At 69.9% G+C, this 14,762-nt stretch carries 14 protein-coding genes and 1 pseudogene; 8 read left to right on the forward strand and 7 right to left on the reverse strand.

Translation table 11 applies throughout. From position 1 onward, the window contains the following. From ACWELJ_RS28985 to ACWELJ_RS29000, 4 genes and pseudogenes are all read right to left on the reverse strand, one after another. Positions 1-708: pseudogene (locus tag ACWELJ_RS28985) on the reverse strand (hypothetical protein); the annotation flags it as partial. Between the two features lie 162 nt (positions 709-870). Then, the gene (locus tag ACWELJ_RS28990; RefSeq protein ID WP_452369296.1) at positions 871-2,544 is read right to left on the reverse strand and encodes an alpha/beta hydrolase; all 1,674 of its coding nucleotides are present in this window, start codon (positions 2,542-2,544) and stop codon (positions 871-873) included. 83 nt (positions 2,545-2,627) lie between these two features. Beyond that, a complete protein-coding gene (locus ACWELJ_RS28995) occupies positions 2,628-2,936 on the reverse strand; it encodes a hypothetical protein (protein ID WP_452369297.1) in 309 nt (102 codons plus the stop codon). A gap of 111 nt (positions 2,937-3,047) precedes the next feature. Next, positions 3,048-3,998, reverse strand: coding sequence for an acyl-ACP desaturase (locus tag ACWELJ_RS29000; RefSeq protein ID WP_452369309.1), 951 nt, complete (start codon positions 3,996-3,998; stop codon positions 3,048-3,050). Between the two features lie 252 nt (positions 3,999-4,250). On the opposite strand from ACWELJ_RS29000, the gene ACWELJ_RS29005 reads away from it, so the two are divergent. Beyond that, positions 4,251-5,288, forward strand: a complete 1,038-nt coding sequence (locus tag ACWELJ_RS29005; RefSeq protein ID WP_452369298.1) for a lysylphosphatidylglycerol synthase domain-containing protein — start codon at positions 4,251-4,253, stop codon at positions 5,286-5,288. Positions 5,289-5,303: 15 nt separating this feature from the next. Here ACWELJ_RS29005 and ACWELJ_RS29010 read toward each other — a convergent pair whose 3' ends face one another. Beyond that, positions 5,304-5,552, reverse strand: a complete 249-nt coding sequence (locus ACWELJ_RS29010) for a hypothetical protein (protein ID WP_452369299.1) — start codon at positions 5,550-5,552, stop codon at positions 5,304-5,306. Positions 5,553-5,650: 98 nt separating this feature from the next. Here ACWELJ_RS29010 and ACWELJ_RS29015 point away from each other — a divergent pair, with 98 nt between their 5' ends. Beyond that, entirely contained in the window at positions 5,651-6,004 is a 354-nt protein-coding gene (locus tag ACWELJ_RS29015) for a YggT family protein (protein ID WP_452369300.1), read from the forward strand. A gap of 46 nt (positions 6,005-6,050) precedes the next feature. Beyond that, positions 6,051-6,563: a mycothiol transferase gene (locus tag ACWELJ_RS29020; protein WP_452369301.1), complete on the forward strand. Its 513-nt coding sequence runs from the start codon at positions 6,051-6,053 to the stop codon at positions 6,561-6,563. A 56-nt stretch (positions 6,564-6,619) separates the two neighbouring features. Here the strand turns inward: ACWELJ_RS29020 and ACWELJ_RS29025 are convergent, their stop codons facing one another. Next, on the reverse strand, positions 6,620-7,594 hold the full coding sequence (locus tag ACWELJ_RS29025) for an oxidoreductase (RefSeq protein WP_452369302.1): 975 nt from the start codon (positions 7,592-7,594) through the stop codon (positions 6,620-6,622). 246 nt (positions 7,595-7,840) lie between these two features. Between ACWELJ_RS29025 and ACWELJ_RS29030 the strand changes: the two genes are divergently transcribed. Further along, a complete protein-coding gene (locus ACWELJ_RS29030) occupies positions 7,841-9,100 on the forward strand; it encodes a KasA/KasB family beta-ketoacyl-ACP synthase (RefSeq protein ID WP_452369303.1) in 1,260 nt (419 codons plus the stop codon). A gap of 387 nt (positions 9,101-9,487) precedes the next feature. Here the strand turns inward: ACWELJ_RS29030 and ACWELJ_RS29035 are convergent, their stop codons facing one another. After that, on the reverse strand, positions 9,488-10,264 hold the full coding sequence (locus ACWELJ_RS29035; protein WP_452369304.1) for a GntR family transcriptional regulator: 777 nt from the start codon (positions 10,262-10,264) through the stop codon (positions 9,488-9,490). A gap of 182 nt (positions 10,265-10,446) precedes the next feature. On the opposite strand from ACWELJ_RS29035, the gene ACWELJ_RS29040 reads away from it, so the two are divergent. The 4 genes from ACWELJ_RS29040 to ACWELJ_RS29055 all read left to right on the forward strand — a co-directional run bounded on the left by ACWELJ_RS29040 (position 10,447) and on the right by ACWELJ_RS29055 (position 14,529). Further along, entirely contained in the window at positions 10,447-11,892 is a 1,446-nt protein-coding gene (locus tag ACWELJ_RS29040; protein WP_452369305.1) for an ABC1 kinase family protein, read from the forward strand. Positions 11,893-12,004: 112 nt separating this feature from the next. Continuing rightward, the gene (locus ACWELJ_RS29045; RefSeq protein WP_452369306.1) at positions 12,005-13,150 is read left to right on the forward strand and encodes a TDT family transporter; all 1,146 of its coding nucleotides are present in this window, start codon (positions 12,005-12,007) and stop codon (positions 13,148-13,150) included. Between the two features lie 114 nt (positions 13,151-13,264). Then, a complete protein-coding gene (locus ACWELJ_RS29050) occupies positions 13,265-13,837 on the forward strand; it encodes an RNA polymerase sigma factor (protein WP_452369307.1) in 573 nt (190 codons plus the stop codon). Further along, positions 13,834-14,529 carry a Rieske (2Fe-2S) protein gene (locus ACWELJ_RS29055; RefSeq protein ID WP_452369308.1) on the forward strand — a complete coding sequence of 232 codons (696 nt, stop codon included), beginning with the start codon at positions 13,834-13,836 and terminating at the stop codon, positions 14,527-14,529. The genes ACWELJ_RS29050 and ACWELJ_RS29055 overlap by 4 nt, the downstream gene beginning before the upstream one ends. Positions 14,530-14,762 lie beyond the last annotated feature (233 nt).

Raw genomic sequence — 14,762 nt, forward strand, 5'->3', positions numbered from 1 at the left:
GGCGACCGCTTCGGCGACTCGCGGCGCCGCGGCCTCGGCGGGCGCCGGCTGCGGAGTGGGTGCGACGGCCGGTTCGGGAGCCGCGATCACCTCGGTGACCTGCGGGACCGACAGGTCCGGCGCCGCGGGCGCGGCCAGATCCGGCGTGCCGGCGAGCGCGGCGGCGGGGGTCAGATCGTGGACGGCCCCCACGGCGGGAGCGTGGACGATCCGGCGGGTCGGCACTTCCTCGGCCGGCGCGGCGTCCGCGGCGCTGGGCAGACCGGCACCCGCCACGAAGCCGAGCACCTCGTACTGCGTGCCCAAGGTCATGACGGCCGAGCTCTTGTCGTGCGCGATGAAGCCCTGATTGGCGCCCAGCACCCGGCGCAGGGATTCCAGCCAGCGGTGGTCGAGCACGCGGCAGTCGGCCCACGGGAAGTACTCGAGACCGGTGCGGAGGTAGAAGCGGTCACCGATGCGGGCGCCGCGCAACAGCTCCAGCAGCCAGGCGTCGATGAGATTGGGCTGGGCATTGCGGTAGATGCGCGAACGCGGCGGGACCGACCCGTTCGCGAATTCGCCGAAGTAGTTCAGCAACTCGCCCGGAAACTCATCGGGTTTCCCAAATCCGACAACATCCAAACCAAGAAGTTGCTCAGGAAGTTGGGCGGCGATCCTGCGCTCGTCATGCAGTTTGAACTTCCTATTGATGTTCTCAGTGCGCATTTGTCTCCGATTTCCCACTCCAACTTCACGGAACCCTAGCATGAACCCAACCGTTTCAAACCAGTTTGGTCGGCCGCCTAGAGTAGTGGTACAGCATGGTCCGCAACGAATCCGCTACCCGCAGTTGCGGCTATCGCGACGCAACGAACCGGGCGTTCGGCCTCATTGGCGATAGCGGCCCGCAATGATGTCTCCCTGGGCACGAAGGCCCGGATTGCCCGGCTCCCAGTAGTTTCCGTGGGACAACACATCGAATGGCAAGGCCCGCAACCCGGGCAGGCCGAGAGTTGGCCCGGAGGAAGTGAAAACCGTTGCGCGGAATTCGCGATCGACTGGGTTAACACCGTGTACTAATTGACCGAACACAGGAACCGGGTCGGCGGGGTCGGCAGTGGCATAGACATGCGCGCCGTTGTGGCCCGCCGGAATACCCATCAAACGCAATTCTGAAACATTGTCAACTTCTATCCCAGGACTTCCCACCAGTACCACGTCATCGGCGGCCAGGGTGTGCGCTCCGCTGGCGGCCGCCCCGATCACGGTGCTCCCGTAGCTGTGTCCGAGTACGGTCTGATGCGACGCGAGACCCAGATGGCTTGCCCGCAATCCGGATTCGAACCGATCCAGTGCGAGCGCGCCCGCGCGGGCCCGCCGGTCCCCCAGCGCCGCGGCCAGATCCGGCGGTGCGTCGTAGCCGTACCACGCGATGACCGACGTCCGCGCCGACGGATCGGACCGTTCGGCCGCCCCGAGCAGCGCGCGGACCCGCCGTATCCCCACTCCGACGGCGGTGAGCGGTGATCCGGTTCCCGGCACGAAGGTCGCCACATTCGCTGCGGTGTCGGGATTGTTGAGCGCGATCGCGCCGTGCCCCTCGGTGTCGACCGCCAGCAGGAGCCGGCCGCCCGGTGCCGGACCGAGCTGTTCCTCCAGCGCCGCATATCCCGCGACCCTGGTGAGCACCTCGGCCCGCGCCGCTTCCCACGCCCGCAGCGCCGTCCAATCCCCGCTGCTCGTGGGCAGATTCGCCCCGCGATACCAGTCGGGGTGCCGGGCGATCAGCCGTCGATCCTCCGCCACGGCCGCGGCACGCAGTGCCCGCACGGTGAGCCGGTTGTAGTGATCGCGGGCGAGCGCGGGCAATCCGTCCTGAACGCCGATCAGCGGATCCGCCGCGAACAGCTCGTCGCGATCCGCGGGTCCCAGCGACTTCCACAGCGCACCCAGCGCTATCGGATCCTCCGGCAACAGCGCGGTCCCGTCGAGCAGGTCCCGGATCCGGGGGCTCGGCCCGCCGCCGGTCGGATCCGCCCGCAATCCGGCCAGCGCCGTCGCGGCCGCGGTGAGCCGGGCGCCGACGCGCTCGTCGATCTCCCCGGCGGTGTCGAGCAACGGCACCAGCCGCGCCTGCAAGGCCAGCGCCTGCGCGTCGAACCCGGACTGGAAGATCAGGTCCAGCGCCAGGTCTCCGATCTGGGAGCGCGGGGCGGTCACCGTGCCGTCCTCGGCGATCCGGCAGCCGGTGGCGTGCGCCTCGTCCCGGATCCGGTCGATCAGCGCGCACACCCGATCGAGTGCCCCCGCCTCGGCGAGGGCGTCCGCGACCTCGATGAGCGCCGCGCCGATATGGTTCGCCGCGAGCTGGGATTCCAGCGCCCGCACCGCCGCGGCGGTCGCCGCGGCTCCACGCCACCCGTCGACGGCCGAATCGACCGCCCGCGCCACCCGCGTCCGCGCCGCACCGAACGCCGAATCGGCCGCCACCACAGCGGCACTCGCACGGTCGGCGGCGGTGGGATCCCACCCGCGCACCTGGGACAGGCTCGCTCGCGCCACCGCCCCTCCCGCCCGTGACCGGATCGCCTACCGAAACTGCTCCCTCGCATTACTCGTCGCCGGTCGCGTCCGTCCGCCGGCGGTCAGGACGTGGCGTGCAGGTACCCGTCCAGCTCGGCGGATAGCGCCAGCTGGGTGGCCTCGTAGGTGGCGGCGCCGTGATCGGCCACGTCGGCGAAGGACCGGAGCCGGTCCGCCAGGTGGCCGAGCGAGGCGAGCAGTGGCTCGCCGACGGTGACGGCGGCCGCGCCGATGGCCGAATTGGGCATGGCCTGACCGACTTTGGCGATCAGATCCACCGGGTCGATATTCGCGATGGCGGCGGCCTCACCCCTGATGCCCGCCGCCATGATGCGCAGCGCCGTGATGTCGGCGCGCAGCATGTCCGCCATGGTTCCCCCTTCGTCGTGCACCACACCCTAGCGGCGGTCGGCCGGGCCGGTGTGGCGAGAATGGCGGGTTGTGGACAACGCAGTGACTGTTCACATTTCGCCGAAAAGCGCTCACCTCGCGCGGCGGGCGGCCTCGCGGGCCAGGGCGCGGTCGCGCTGTTCCTCGAAGCGGAGCACGTCACCGCCGAGCCGTTCGAGGTAGGCGGCCAGCTCGTCGCGGAGGCGCTCGCCGCGGCCGGAGTAGTCGGTGCGATCGAAGATGTTCCAGCGGCGCAGCACCGGCATCAGGACCTCGTCGAGATGCTGGCGCAGGTCGTAGATCCCGTATTTGGCGATCAGGACGCTGTTGCGCCGGAACTCGGGCATGCCCGCGCCGGGCATCCGGAAGTTCTCGACGACCGCGGCGATCGCCGCCAGCGCGTCGTCGGGAACCAGGTCCAGCGCGGCGGCGCAGATATTGCGGTAGAAGATCATGTGCAGGTTCTCGTCCGCCGCGATGCGCGTGAGCATGCGGTCGGCGCGGGGTTCCTCACAGGCCTTGCCGGTATTGCGGTGCGAGACGCGGGTGGCCAGCTCCTGGAATGTCACGTACGCGACGCCGTGCAGGACGGTGTGGTCGCCGGTGCCGGTGGGGTCGTCGATGCCCTGGGAGAGGCAGACCATGCGCGCGCGTTCCAGCGCGACCGGGTCGACGGCGCGCGTCACGATCAGATAGTCGCGCATCACGATGCCGTGCCGATTCTCTTCGGCGGTCCAGCGGTCGACCCAGGCGCCCCACGCGCGGTCACGGGAGAAGGCATCGGAGATCAGCCGATGATAGGAGGGCAGATTGTCTTCGGTGAGCAGGTTGGTGACCATGGCGGCGCGCGCGACCGGACTGAGCCGAGATTGATCTTGTTCCCAATCGATTCCGCCCATGGCGGCGAAATTGCGGCCTTCGTCCCACGGCACGTAATCGTGCGGATGCCATTCCTTGGCCAACCCCAGATGCCGATTCAGATTGGCTTCCGCCACGGGTTCGAGTTCCGTCAGCAACTGCACCGGAGTCATGGCGCCGGTCATGGAAGTCTCGGTGATCATGGATTTCGTCATGTCGTGTCCCTGGATTACGACTTGTCGCCCCATCCGTTCGCGAGCCTACTCGGGTATACGGCGTATCGCCGGGGCGCGTTCACAAGACGACCGTTCCGTTGCCGATGGCGCACAGGACTATTCGGGCACCCCCTGGTCGCGGCCCTCCGATCGCGTTAATGTTGACCCGCGCGTATGCGATTCACCGGGGAAATTACGTCTGTGACACCTGAGGAGGGGCGGATGGCGGCCGTTCCCGCAGCGGCGCGGAAGGCCCTGCCCACCGTCGTGTGCACCGTGCTGGTGGCGGCCGCGGCCGTCTGGCAGCGGGACGCGGTCCTGACCGGAGTGCACGCCCTCGCGGGCGCGGACCCGCGCTGGCTGCTGCTCGCCGCACTGGCCACCCTGGCCCTGTGGCCCACCTCGGTTTTCATGTTGCGCGGTTCCATTCCGGCGCGCCCGGCCACCGGGCAGTTGTTCGCCCTGCAGCTCGCGGTGCCCGCGATCGGGCTGGTGCCCGCGGCGTCGCTGCTGCTGCGCCTGCGATTCCTGCGCCGGACCGGACTCAGTCATACCGGGGCGGTGGCGTCCATGGGGTTGATGGGGTTCGCCGCGCTCATGGTGCGGGTGCCGCTGGTGGTGGTCGCGGTGCTCGCCGCGCCGGGTCTGATGAGTCGCAATGGCGCCCAGCCGCCGTGGCACGACCTGGGCGCGCGGGCGACGGGGTGGTGGCATCACCTCGTCGGTGAGAATCCTTGGCGCACAGCGCTGATCATCGTCGCGGCGCTGTTCGCGATCGGGGTGGCGGCGGCCGTCGCCGGTCTGATTCTGTATCGGCGGGTCGCCGCGCAGGGCGGCTGGCGGCGACTGCCCGCGCGGCTGCGACGTGCCCGTTCCGATGCCGAGTTCGCCTGGAAGTCGGTGGCAGGCACCGCTTTCCGGCCGCGGCGGGCGGCGGCGCTGTGGATCTGCGCACTGTTGCAGCCGCTGCTCATGGTGGTGGCGCTGTGGGCGGTGTTGCACGCGGTCGGGGCGGATCTCAGCCTGCCGGACACGTTCGTGGTGGAGCTGGTGACGGTGGCGCTGGCGCCGCTGCTACCGTCCCCGAACGGCGTGGCCACCAAGGAGATCACCATCGCGGCCGGTCTCACCGCGGTCGCGGGCCTGACCGCCGGGGTGGCGGTGGGCGCGGCCCTGGGGTTCCGGCTCCTCACCTTCTGGTGCCAGATCCCGCTGGGCCTCGCCTCCTTCGCCTATCTGAACCACCGTCGCGCCATCTGACGCGACGGTTCGGGCTCAGTTGTTCGGCTTGCAGTCGATCGTCGCGTATTTGGCGATGCCGCCCCATTTGGTCTGCGCGACACCCGCGGCCTGGTACTTGCCGCGCTTGGCGTCGACGGTGAGGGTGGGCAGGGTCTCGCCGTCCCAGGTCTGGGCGTTGCAGGTCCAGGTCGGCGCGGCGGCCTGGGCGGACGCGGCGCCGACGGCGGTGACGACGGGGGTCAGCGAGAGGACGGCCACGGGCAGGCCGACCAGATACTTCATGCGCACGTGGACTCCTTGTGCGGTCGCGGGTGAGCTGGGCGAACAGCAGCCCAGATTCTCGCACGGCTCCGGCGAGCCCGCCCGCGAACCGGACGGTCATGGCCGACGATGGGGGCACTTTCGACCCACGCCGGGCGTTGATCGACGTAAGGCTGGCCACCACGAAGGAGTTCGCCATGTCATTGCTCGGTTCACTGCTCGGGCTCGCCCTGACGCTGTTCATGCTGCTGCTGATCGCCCGCCTGATCATCGACTGGATCGGCGTCCTCGGCGACACTCCGCCCGCGCTGGGCAAGGCCCGCGATGTGGTGCACCGTCTGACCGAGCCGGTGATCGCCCCGGTCCGCCGGGTCCTCAAGCCGATCCGGCTCGGCGGCGTCCAGATCGATCTGGCCTTCACCGTCGTGTTCATCGCGGTGCTGGTGCTGCGCGCGATCGCCTTCAGCCTCTGAGCAGGCCCCGGAACCTCCTCCGTCCCTCGACGATCGGATCACACCCATGACCAGCGCTGACCTCCTGGTAGACGCCTTCGGCCGGATCAAGGAGAACGTCCACGGCGCCGTCGCCGACCTCACCCAGGCCGAGCTCGGCACCCAACCCGACGGCGACGCCAACTCCATCGCCTGGCTGATCTGGCACCTCACCCGCGTCCAGGACGACCACATCGCCGATGTCGCCGCCACCGCACAACTCTGGACCTCCGAGGGCTGGTCCACCCGCTTCGATCTCCCCTTCGACGACACCGCCACCGGCTACGCGCAGAGCCCCGCCGATGTCGCCGCCCTCGCCGAGGTTCCCGCCGACCTGCTGCTCGCCTACTACGACGCGGTCCACGCCGCCACCATCGGGTACGTCTCCACCCTCACCGACGCCGACCTCCCCCGCGTCGTCGACACCCGCTGGGATCCCGCCGTCACCCTCGGTGTCCGCCTCATCAGCGTCATCGACGACGACATCCAGCACGCCGGCCAAGCCGCCTACGTCCGGGGAATGCTCCTGCGCCGCCGTTGAGCGGCTTCCGATTCGGTTCGGCGGCGCGCTGTTTCGCGATGGCGTGGAGCCGGTGATCAGGACCACGCGTAGGTGACGCCGGTCAGCTTCTCGCTCAGCTCCCAGAGCCGCCGCCCCTGGAAACGGCTGTAGGCCAGCGGGTTCCGCAGCGTCCGGCGGGGATACCCGAAGGTCTCGAAGGCGGGCCCGCAATAGGAGTTTCCGGCCAGCCCCGGCGTGGTGGCGGCATAGAGCTGCGGCAGCGCGCCTTTCGCGTCGGATTGCGCCAGCGAGAACAACATTCGCTGCTGCACCGCCGCGAGGGCCGCGGCCGCGCCCTGCTCCGGCGCGGCGGTGTAGAGATTGGTCGCCGACAGTCCGGGATGCGCGGCCACCGCGGTCAGCCGTACGCCCGCCGCCCGCGCCCGCCGATGCAGTTCGGCGGTGAACAGCAGATTGGCGAGTTTCGACTGGCTGTAGGCCAGCCAGCGCACGTACACCCGCCGCCAGTTCGGATCCAGCCAATTGATCATTCCGCCCCATGCCGCGATGGACGACACGGTCACCACCCGTGGTTCGGGGGCCCGCAGCAGCAGCGGCAGCAACGATCCGGTCAGCGCGTAGTGGCCGAGGTGATTGGTGCCGAATTGGGCGTCGAAACCGTCGGCGGTGCGCTGGTGACGCGGCAGCGCCATGACTCCCGCGTTGTTGACCAGGATGTCGATGGGCGTGCCGCGGACGTCGAGGTGGTCGGCGGCGCGGCGGATGGAGGTCAGGTCGGCCAGATCCAGCGGCAGCACTTCGGGTTTCGGGCCGGTGGCCGCGGCCCCGACCTGCTCCAGGGCGGCCGCGGCCTTGATCTCGTTGCGGCAGGCGAGCAGGACGTGCGCGCCCTTGGCCGCCAGGGCTTCGGCGGTGCGCAGGCCGAGTCCGCTGTTGGCGCCGGTGATCACGGCGGTGCGGCCGGTCTGGTCGGGGATGTCGTCGATGGTCCAGCGGCGGGCGATCACGGGCGGGCTGGTCGGGGTGGGCCGGTGCGGGGCCTCGGTCATGCGATCGGTCTCCTTGCAGCGAATCTCCGTCTGAGACAATGTACCCGGAGCCGTCGGGCCGCGACAGCCGAGCGCCGGCCGGAAATCCGCCCGAACAGGGCCGGTCGCATGCCGATTGGCGGCCGCGCAGGTTACTTACCGGTTCTGAGTGTCGGTGCCGCAGTCCGGCGATTCTCGGGTTAACCTCGCAGGCGCTCGCGAATTCTCTGCAGGACATGCCAATTGGCCGAAAAGGACACGCGAAAAGTGAATAGCCTCGCTGAATTCTCCACCCGGAATGGCGGATTCCGAAATGTCGTGGTCACCGCCGTGGAGATGACGACCTCGATCGCCCCCGACACCGAGGGCACCTGGCAGGGACTTTTGTCCGGAGCCAGTGGTATCAGCACCCTCGACGACCCGGAAATCACCAAGCTGAACCTGCCGGTAACCATCGGTGGCAAACTCGCGGCGGACCCGACCGGCGAACTCGATCGGGTCAAGAAGCGCCGCATGTGTTACGTGCAGCAAATGTCGTACGTGATGGGAAAACGCCTGTGGAACACCGCGGGCAACCCCGAGGTCGACAAGGACCGCCTGGGCGTGTGCATCGGCACCGGACTCGGCGGCGCGGACACCATCGTGGACGCCAATGACGCCATGCGCGACCACGGTTATCGCAAGGTGTCGCCGTTCGCGGTGCCGATGTCCATGCCCAACGGCGTCTCCGGCGTGGTCGGTCTGGAGATCGGGGCGCGCGCGAGCCTGGTCACCCCGGTCTCGGCGTGCGCGTCCGGCAACGAGGCGCTGGTGCACGCCTGGCGCTCGATCGTGCTCGGCGAGGCCGACATGGTGGTGGCGGGCGGTGTGGAGGGATACATCAATCCGGTCGCCATCGCCGGATTCTCGATGGCCCGCGCCCTGAGCACCCGGCTCGACGAACCCGAACGCGCGTCCCGTCCCTTCGACCGGGACCGTGACGGCTTCGTCTTCGGCGAGGCGGCCGCACTGCTGCTGGTCGAATCCGAGGAGCACGCGCGGGCGCGCGGCGCGAAGCCGTTGGCCCGTCTGCTGGGGGCCGGGCTCACCGCCGACGGCTATCACATGGTCGCCCCGGATCCCGAGGGCGCGGGCTGCGCGCGGGCCATGCGCCGGGCCATCGAATCCGCCGGCGTGCGGCCCGAGGAAGTCGATCACGTGAACGCGCACGCCACCGGAACCAGCATCGGGGATCTGGCCGAGGCCAAGGGGATCGCGGCCGCGGTGGGCACGCATCCGTCGGTGTACGCGCCCAAGTCGGCGCTGGGTCATTCGGTGGGCGCGGTCGGCGCGCTGGAGGCGATCATCTCGGTGCTCACGCTGCGTGATCAGGTGATTCCGCCGACGCTGAATCTGGAGAATCAGGATCCCGACGTGGAACTCGATGTGGTGCACACGCGCCCGCGCGAGACCGGAGTGGAGTTCGCGCTGAACAATTCGTTCGGATTCGGCGGGCACAACGCGGCGGTGCTGTTCGGTCGTTACTGACCGGTACAGTCGGGCGCCGCGAGCGCCCGGCGGACCGAAGGTCAGCGGGTCGCGCGTTTCGTATTCGGCCACCCCGGTCGCCCCGGCGTGGCCGGGGAAACGGCAGTGTTTATGCCGGAACTCGGGGGACACCAAACATCTTGGGAGCCGCCGGAATACGATAGCCGCGCACGACCCGTTACCTACGAGGGAGATGAACGCATGGCCGACCAACCGCCCGCCGAACCACCCACCAAGAGCGCCCGGGTGATCCTCGCGGTGCTGGCGCTAGCCATTATCAGCGCACTCGTGACGGCGGCCATGCTCGTCGGAGGCTGATCGTCTGAGACATCTGCCCGAATTGCCCGAGATCCCGCCCTCTTTCGCGACTCCCGCACAGCGCGACGCCTAAGCCGTCGCGCTGTGCGGACGGGTGCCCGAATCCCGGTCCGGCCCCGCCGATTCGTCGAAGCGGGCCAGCACCTTCTCGTGGTACATCGCGAACAGGTCCTCGAACAGCGCCAGCTGCGCCGGCGAGGGCCCGCCCTCGGTTTCCCAGACCGCGAGCAGGGCGCGCCACACCAGGACGTGCAGATCGGCGGAGACCGCGAAGTACGCGTCGATCGCCTCGGGCACCTCGAACAGCATCTCCCCCACCGAGTTCAGCACCGCGCGCTGCATGGTGTGGCCCAGGTCGGTGAGAATCGCGCGCACCAGGCCGAGCTCGAGCTCGAGCAGGCGGGCGCGGTCGGGCTCCGGACCGCGAGCCTCGGTCTCGAGCGCGTCGACCCGGGCGGTGAGTTCGGCGGGGTCGATGCCGCGGTCGGCGGCGGTGTAGTCGAGCAGTGCGTCGAGCACGATGGCGCGTTCGGCGGCCACGATACCGCCGAACATCTCCGAGGCGACCTCGGGCGCGGGCAGGCTGAGCCGGAACAGCCGCCGGTACACGTCCACCCCGCCGGTGCGGCGCACGTCGCGCACACTGAACCCACGGCCGCGGTGGGCGTCGACGAAGCCGTAGGACTCCAACCGGCCCAGCACCAATTGGGCGGTGGCCCGGTTCATCTCGAATTCCTCGGCGACCTGGCGGACCGATGGCATCAGGTCACCGGGGGCGTACTCCCCGGTCGCGACGCGGCGAGCGAGCTCGTCGGCGACATCGGCGACGACCGTCCGGTCACCCATCCCGTCACCTTTCGACAACTTTCGGATACGTCCCAGACAGTTTAGGCTCCGATGTGCCAAACTGCACGTACATGGGCTGTTCCGCAGAGCCTGACGCTGCCATGCGATCGATGGCCCGGCCGCGCCCACAATGGCCTCGGCGCACACACGATGGCCCGGCCGCGCACACAATGGGGTGAGCAATGTCGATTCGGCGAATCCGGGAACGGGCAGCGGGTGACCCCGGCGGCCCGCCGATCCGCGCTGCCGTCCGCAATGCCCGGATCGCCAGTCTCCCGGTCGCATTCGCGGGCCGCCAGGCCGCCGGGGTCGGCAAACGCGCCCTGGGCCGCTCGGCCGCCGAGGTGGATTCCGAGATCCGGATCCGCACGGCCCAGCACATTTTCGAGGTGCTCGGCGAATTGAAGGGCTGCGCAACCAAACTCGGCCAGCTGCTCTCGCTCTACGAACTGGCGCTGCCCGCCGAGATCGCCTCGCCCTACCGGACCGCGCTGACCCAGCTGCAGGAATCGGTGCCCACCATGCTGCCCGCCACCGTGCACGAGGCGATGGCCGCGGGCCTGGGCGCGCAGTGGCGTTCGCGTTTCACCGAATTCGACGACCGCCGGGCGGCGGCGGCCTCGATCGGGCAGGTGCATCGCGCGGTGTGGAGCGACGGCCGCCCGGTGGCGGTGAAGGTCATGTACCCGGGCGCGCACGCGGCGGTGCTCGCCGATCTCGACCAGCTGCGGCGACTGTCGGTGCTGGCGACGGTGTTCGCGCCGGGCGCGGATGTGCCCGCGGTGACCGAGGCCATCTGCGCCTGCGTCGCCGACGAACTCGACTACGTGGCCGAGGCCGAGCATCAGCGCCGCTTCGCGCAGGCGTACGCGGGTGACCCGGATTTCGCCATCCCGCAGGTGCTCACCCAGCACGGCGATGTGATCGTCACCGAATGGCTCGCCGGCACACCGGTTTCGCGGATCATCGAGTCGGGCACGCCCGCCGAGCGCAGCCGGGTCGGGATGCTGATCATCCGCTTCCTGCTCTCGGCGTGGACCCGCACCGGCCTGCTGTACTGCGATCCGCATCCGGGCAATTTCCGGATCCTGCCCGACGGGCGGTTGGGCGTGGTGGATTTCGGGGCCTGCACGCCCTGGCCGCCCCCGGGGTTCGAGGAGCTGGTCGGGGAGGTGATGGACGCCGCGTTCAACGGCGGCATCCCGGAACTGGACGCGGCGGTCCGCCGCCACGGCTTCGTCCGCCCCGGCCGCGACTACGACGTGGCCGCCCTCGCCGAGGGCCTGGACGCCGTCGGCGAGCCGCTCACCGTGCCCACCTTCCGCCTCACCACCGCGTGGCTGCGCGGCCACGTCCGCTCGGTGCTGGCGCCGCGCCTGTCGAACGTCCACCGCCAGCTGGACATGCCCGCCTACTTCACCCCCTTCGCCCGCTGCTTCCTCACCGCCCTGGGCGTGGTCTGCCAGCTGGAGACCGAGGGCCCCATCCGCGCCGAATTCGCCCGCTGGTCACCGGAACTGGCAGTCGTGTTCGACCGCTACGACACCCTGCGCGCCGAGCCCACCGGCCTGGCGGTGGTGCGCGAACTGCGGCCGCCGGACGAGCGGCGAGCCTGGATCGTCGGCTGAACCGAAACAGCGCGGCCCCATCGGGTCACTGAACCAGGGCATAGACCGCGTCTATGCATCCATCGGAATGCGGCCGCTACCGGCGGACATGAGTCCGGGCCAAGGTTGAACCATGACCACAGTGACCTTCCGCCGAACCGTCCCCGCCGCGACCGCCGCCCGCGTGGACACGGCGGCGGTGGAGCGTTCCGGCGGGCGGGAGCCACTGCGGTACCTGGCTCCGAACTGGTTCGCGGTGGTGATGGGCACCGGAATCATCGGGAACGCGGCGGCCACCCTGCCGCTGCGGTTTCCCGGATTGCGCGGCGCCGCGACCGTCACGTGGGGATTGGCCTCGCTGATCCTGATCGTCCTGGCCGGCGCGTGGGTGCTGCACTGGCGGCGCTATCCCGAGGAGGCCCGCCGGCACGGGACGCATCCGGTGATGATGCAGTTCTACGGCGCCGCGCCCATGGCGCTGATGACCGTCGGCGCGGGCACCCTGATGCTGGGCACGGACGTCATCGGGCCGACCGCGGCCGTGACCGTGGACTGGGTGTTGTGGTCGGCGGGAACGGTTCTCGGGCTGGCCACCGCGGCGAGCATCCCGTATCGGATGATCACCCGCCACCATTTCGATCCCGATTCGGCGTTCGGCGGCTGGCTGATGCCGGTGGTGCCGCCCATGGTCTCGGCGGCGCTGGGCGCGCTGCTGGTGCCGCACGCCCCCGCCGGGCAGGCCCGGTTGACCATGTTCGTGGCGTGCCTGGCCATGTTCGGCCTGAGCCTGATCGCCTCGCTGGTCACCATCACCCTGATCTGGTCGCGGCTGCTGCATCACGGGTTGCCGCCCGCCGGAATGGTCGCGACCGTGTGGCTGGTGCTGGGCCCGCTGGGTCAGTCGGTGACCGCCGCGAGCGCGCTGGCCGGTGTCGCCCCCGGCGTGGTGGATGCGCGCACCGCCGCCGGCATGGACGTCTTCACCGTGCTGTTCGGCATTCCGACCTGGGGATTCGCCATGCTGTGGCTGGCCCTGGCGGTCGCGGTCACCTGGCACGCCCGCACCTCGATGCCGTTCAACCTGACCTGGTGGGGCTTCACCTTCCCGCTCGGCTGCTGTGTCACCGGCAGCACCGCCCTCTACGGCCACACCGGCGCGAATCTGTTCGCGGTCACCGCCGTCGCCCTGTACGCGCTGCTGGTCGCCGCCTGGCTGGTCGTGGCCGCCAAGACCGTCCGCGGCCTGGTGCTGGGCGAGTTGCTGCGGCCCGCCCGCTAGGGCACGGTCCGGGACCGATGCGGCCGAAACGGCCGCGCTGTAACCCCGCCCGCTATCTACTGACAGACGTGAACACGCGTCGAGTTCTTCGATGGATGCGGGAAACGGCGGTTCATGGTGCGACGGGTCGAATCCGAGCGCCGGACTCGGCCGGCCGCGAATTCCGGCTCGGGTCGGGAGTTGCGGCTGGTGTCCGGTGACAGCTACCCCGGCTGGGAAGCGGTCTACCGCGACAACGCCACCTGGGTGTACGCGTTGATGTTCGGCAAGGTCGGCAACCGGCCCGACGCCGAGGACCTGACCGCCGAGGTCTTCACCGCGGCGTTGAAACCGCTGCGCATGACCGCGAGCGTCCCCGAGGTGCGGGCCTACCTGCGGGCCACCGCCCGCACGGTGCTGGCCGCCCATTGGAAGGCGCGCATGGGCCGGGAGATCACCACCATCGAGGGTGACATCGCCGACGACCCGCCGGAGGAGTTCCACGACTCCGGAGCCGAGGCGCGCGCGAAGGCGGTGTTGTCCGAACTCCCGGACCGCTACCGCAGCATTCTGGAACTGCGTTTCCTGCAAGGTCTTTCGATCCGGGAATCGGCGCAGACCCTCGGGGTGACGGTGGCGAATGCGAAGGTGTTGCAGCATCGGGCATTGCAGATGGCGGCCCACCTGAACGAGCGAGGTGTGCGGTGAGCGGGCGGGATGTGCGGCGGTTCGTCGACGAACTGCTGACGGGCAAACGGTCCACGGGTTTCACCCCCGACGCGACCGAGGCCGAGGAGATGCGCGTGGCCATCGAGCTACGCGCCGCCCGGCTGGGCAGTGACGCGCCCAGCGAGGAGTTCCTGAGCGGACTGCACCGGCGACTCGCCGCCGAGATCGAGGATCCGGAGCCGGACTCGGCCTCGCCCACCGGGTATCGCCGCCGCAATCTGCTGATCGGCACCTCCGCCGCCGCGGCCGCCGCCACGGTCGGCGCGGTCGTGGATCGCACGCTGCTCGGGCACGGCCAGGAAGGTTCCCCGCCCGCCGCCCGGCAGACGCCGCTGTCACCCAATTCCGGCGCGTGGCTGCCGATCGCGCGGTCCGCGGATCTGCCCGAGGGCGCGACGGTGGCCTTCGACGTGGGGACGGTGAACGGATTCGTGCGCCGCGATCGGGGAAACCCGGTCGCGGTGTCGGGCGTGTGCACGCATCAGGGCTGCAAACTGTGGCTGGACGCCCCGGCCGAGCGGCTGCGATGCCCCTGTCACTCCACCTCGTTCTCGATCGAGGGTCAGGTGGTCACCCATCAGCTGCCGGTGGCGCCCCCACCGCTGCCGCTGGTCCAGGTGCGCGAGAACAACGGCACCATCGAGGTGTTCGCGCCCACCGAGCCCGCCTGACGATCAATCCCGTTCGGGCGCAACGTTTCCCGTGTAACCCGCTCCCCTATCTAGGGATGACAGGTTCGCAGCAGCGAACGGACCCATCCCCGGACGGAGGACCGGAATCATGAGACCCACCCGCAGCCCGCGACGCGTAGCCGTCGCCGCCGTGGCGACCACGGCGGCCGACCACCTCGGCCTCGGTGAAGATGCGCCGGGTGAGCTGATCGAGCGGGGTGGCCGCGTCGAAC

The sequence above is a fragment of the Nocardia sp. NPDC004582 genome (assembly GCF_053602115.1).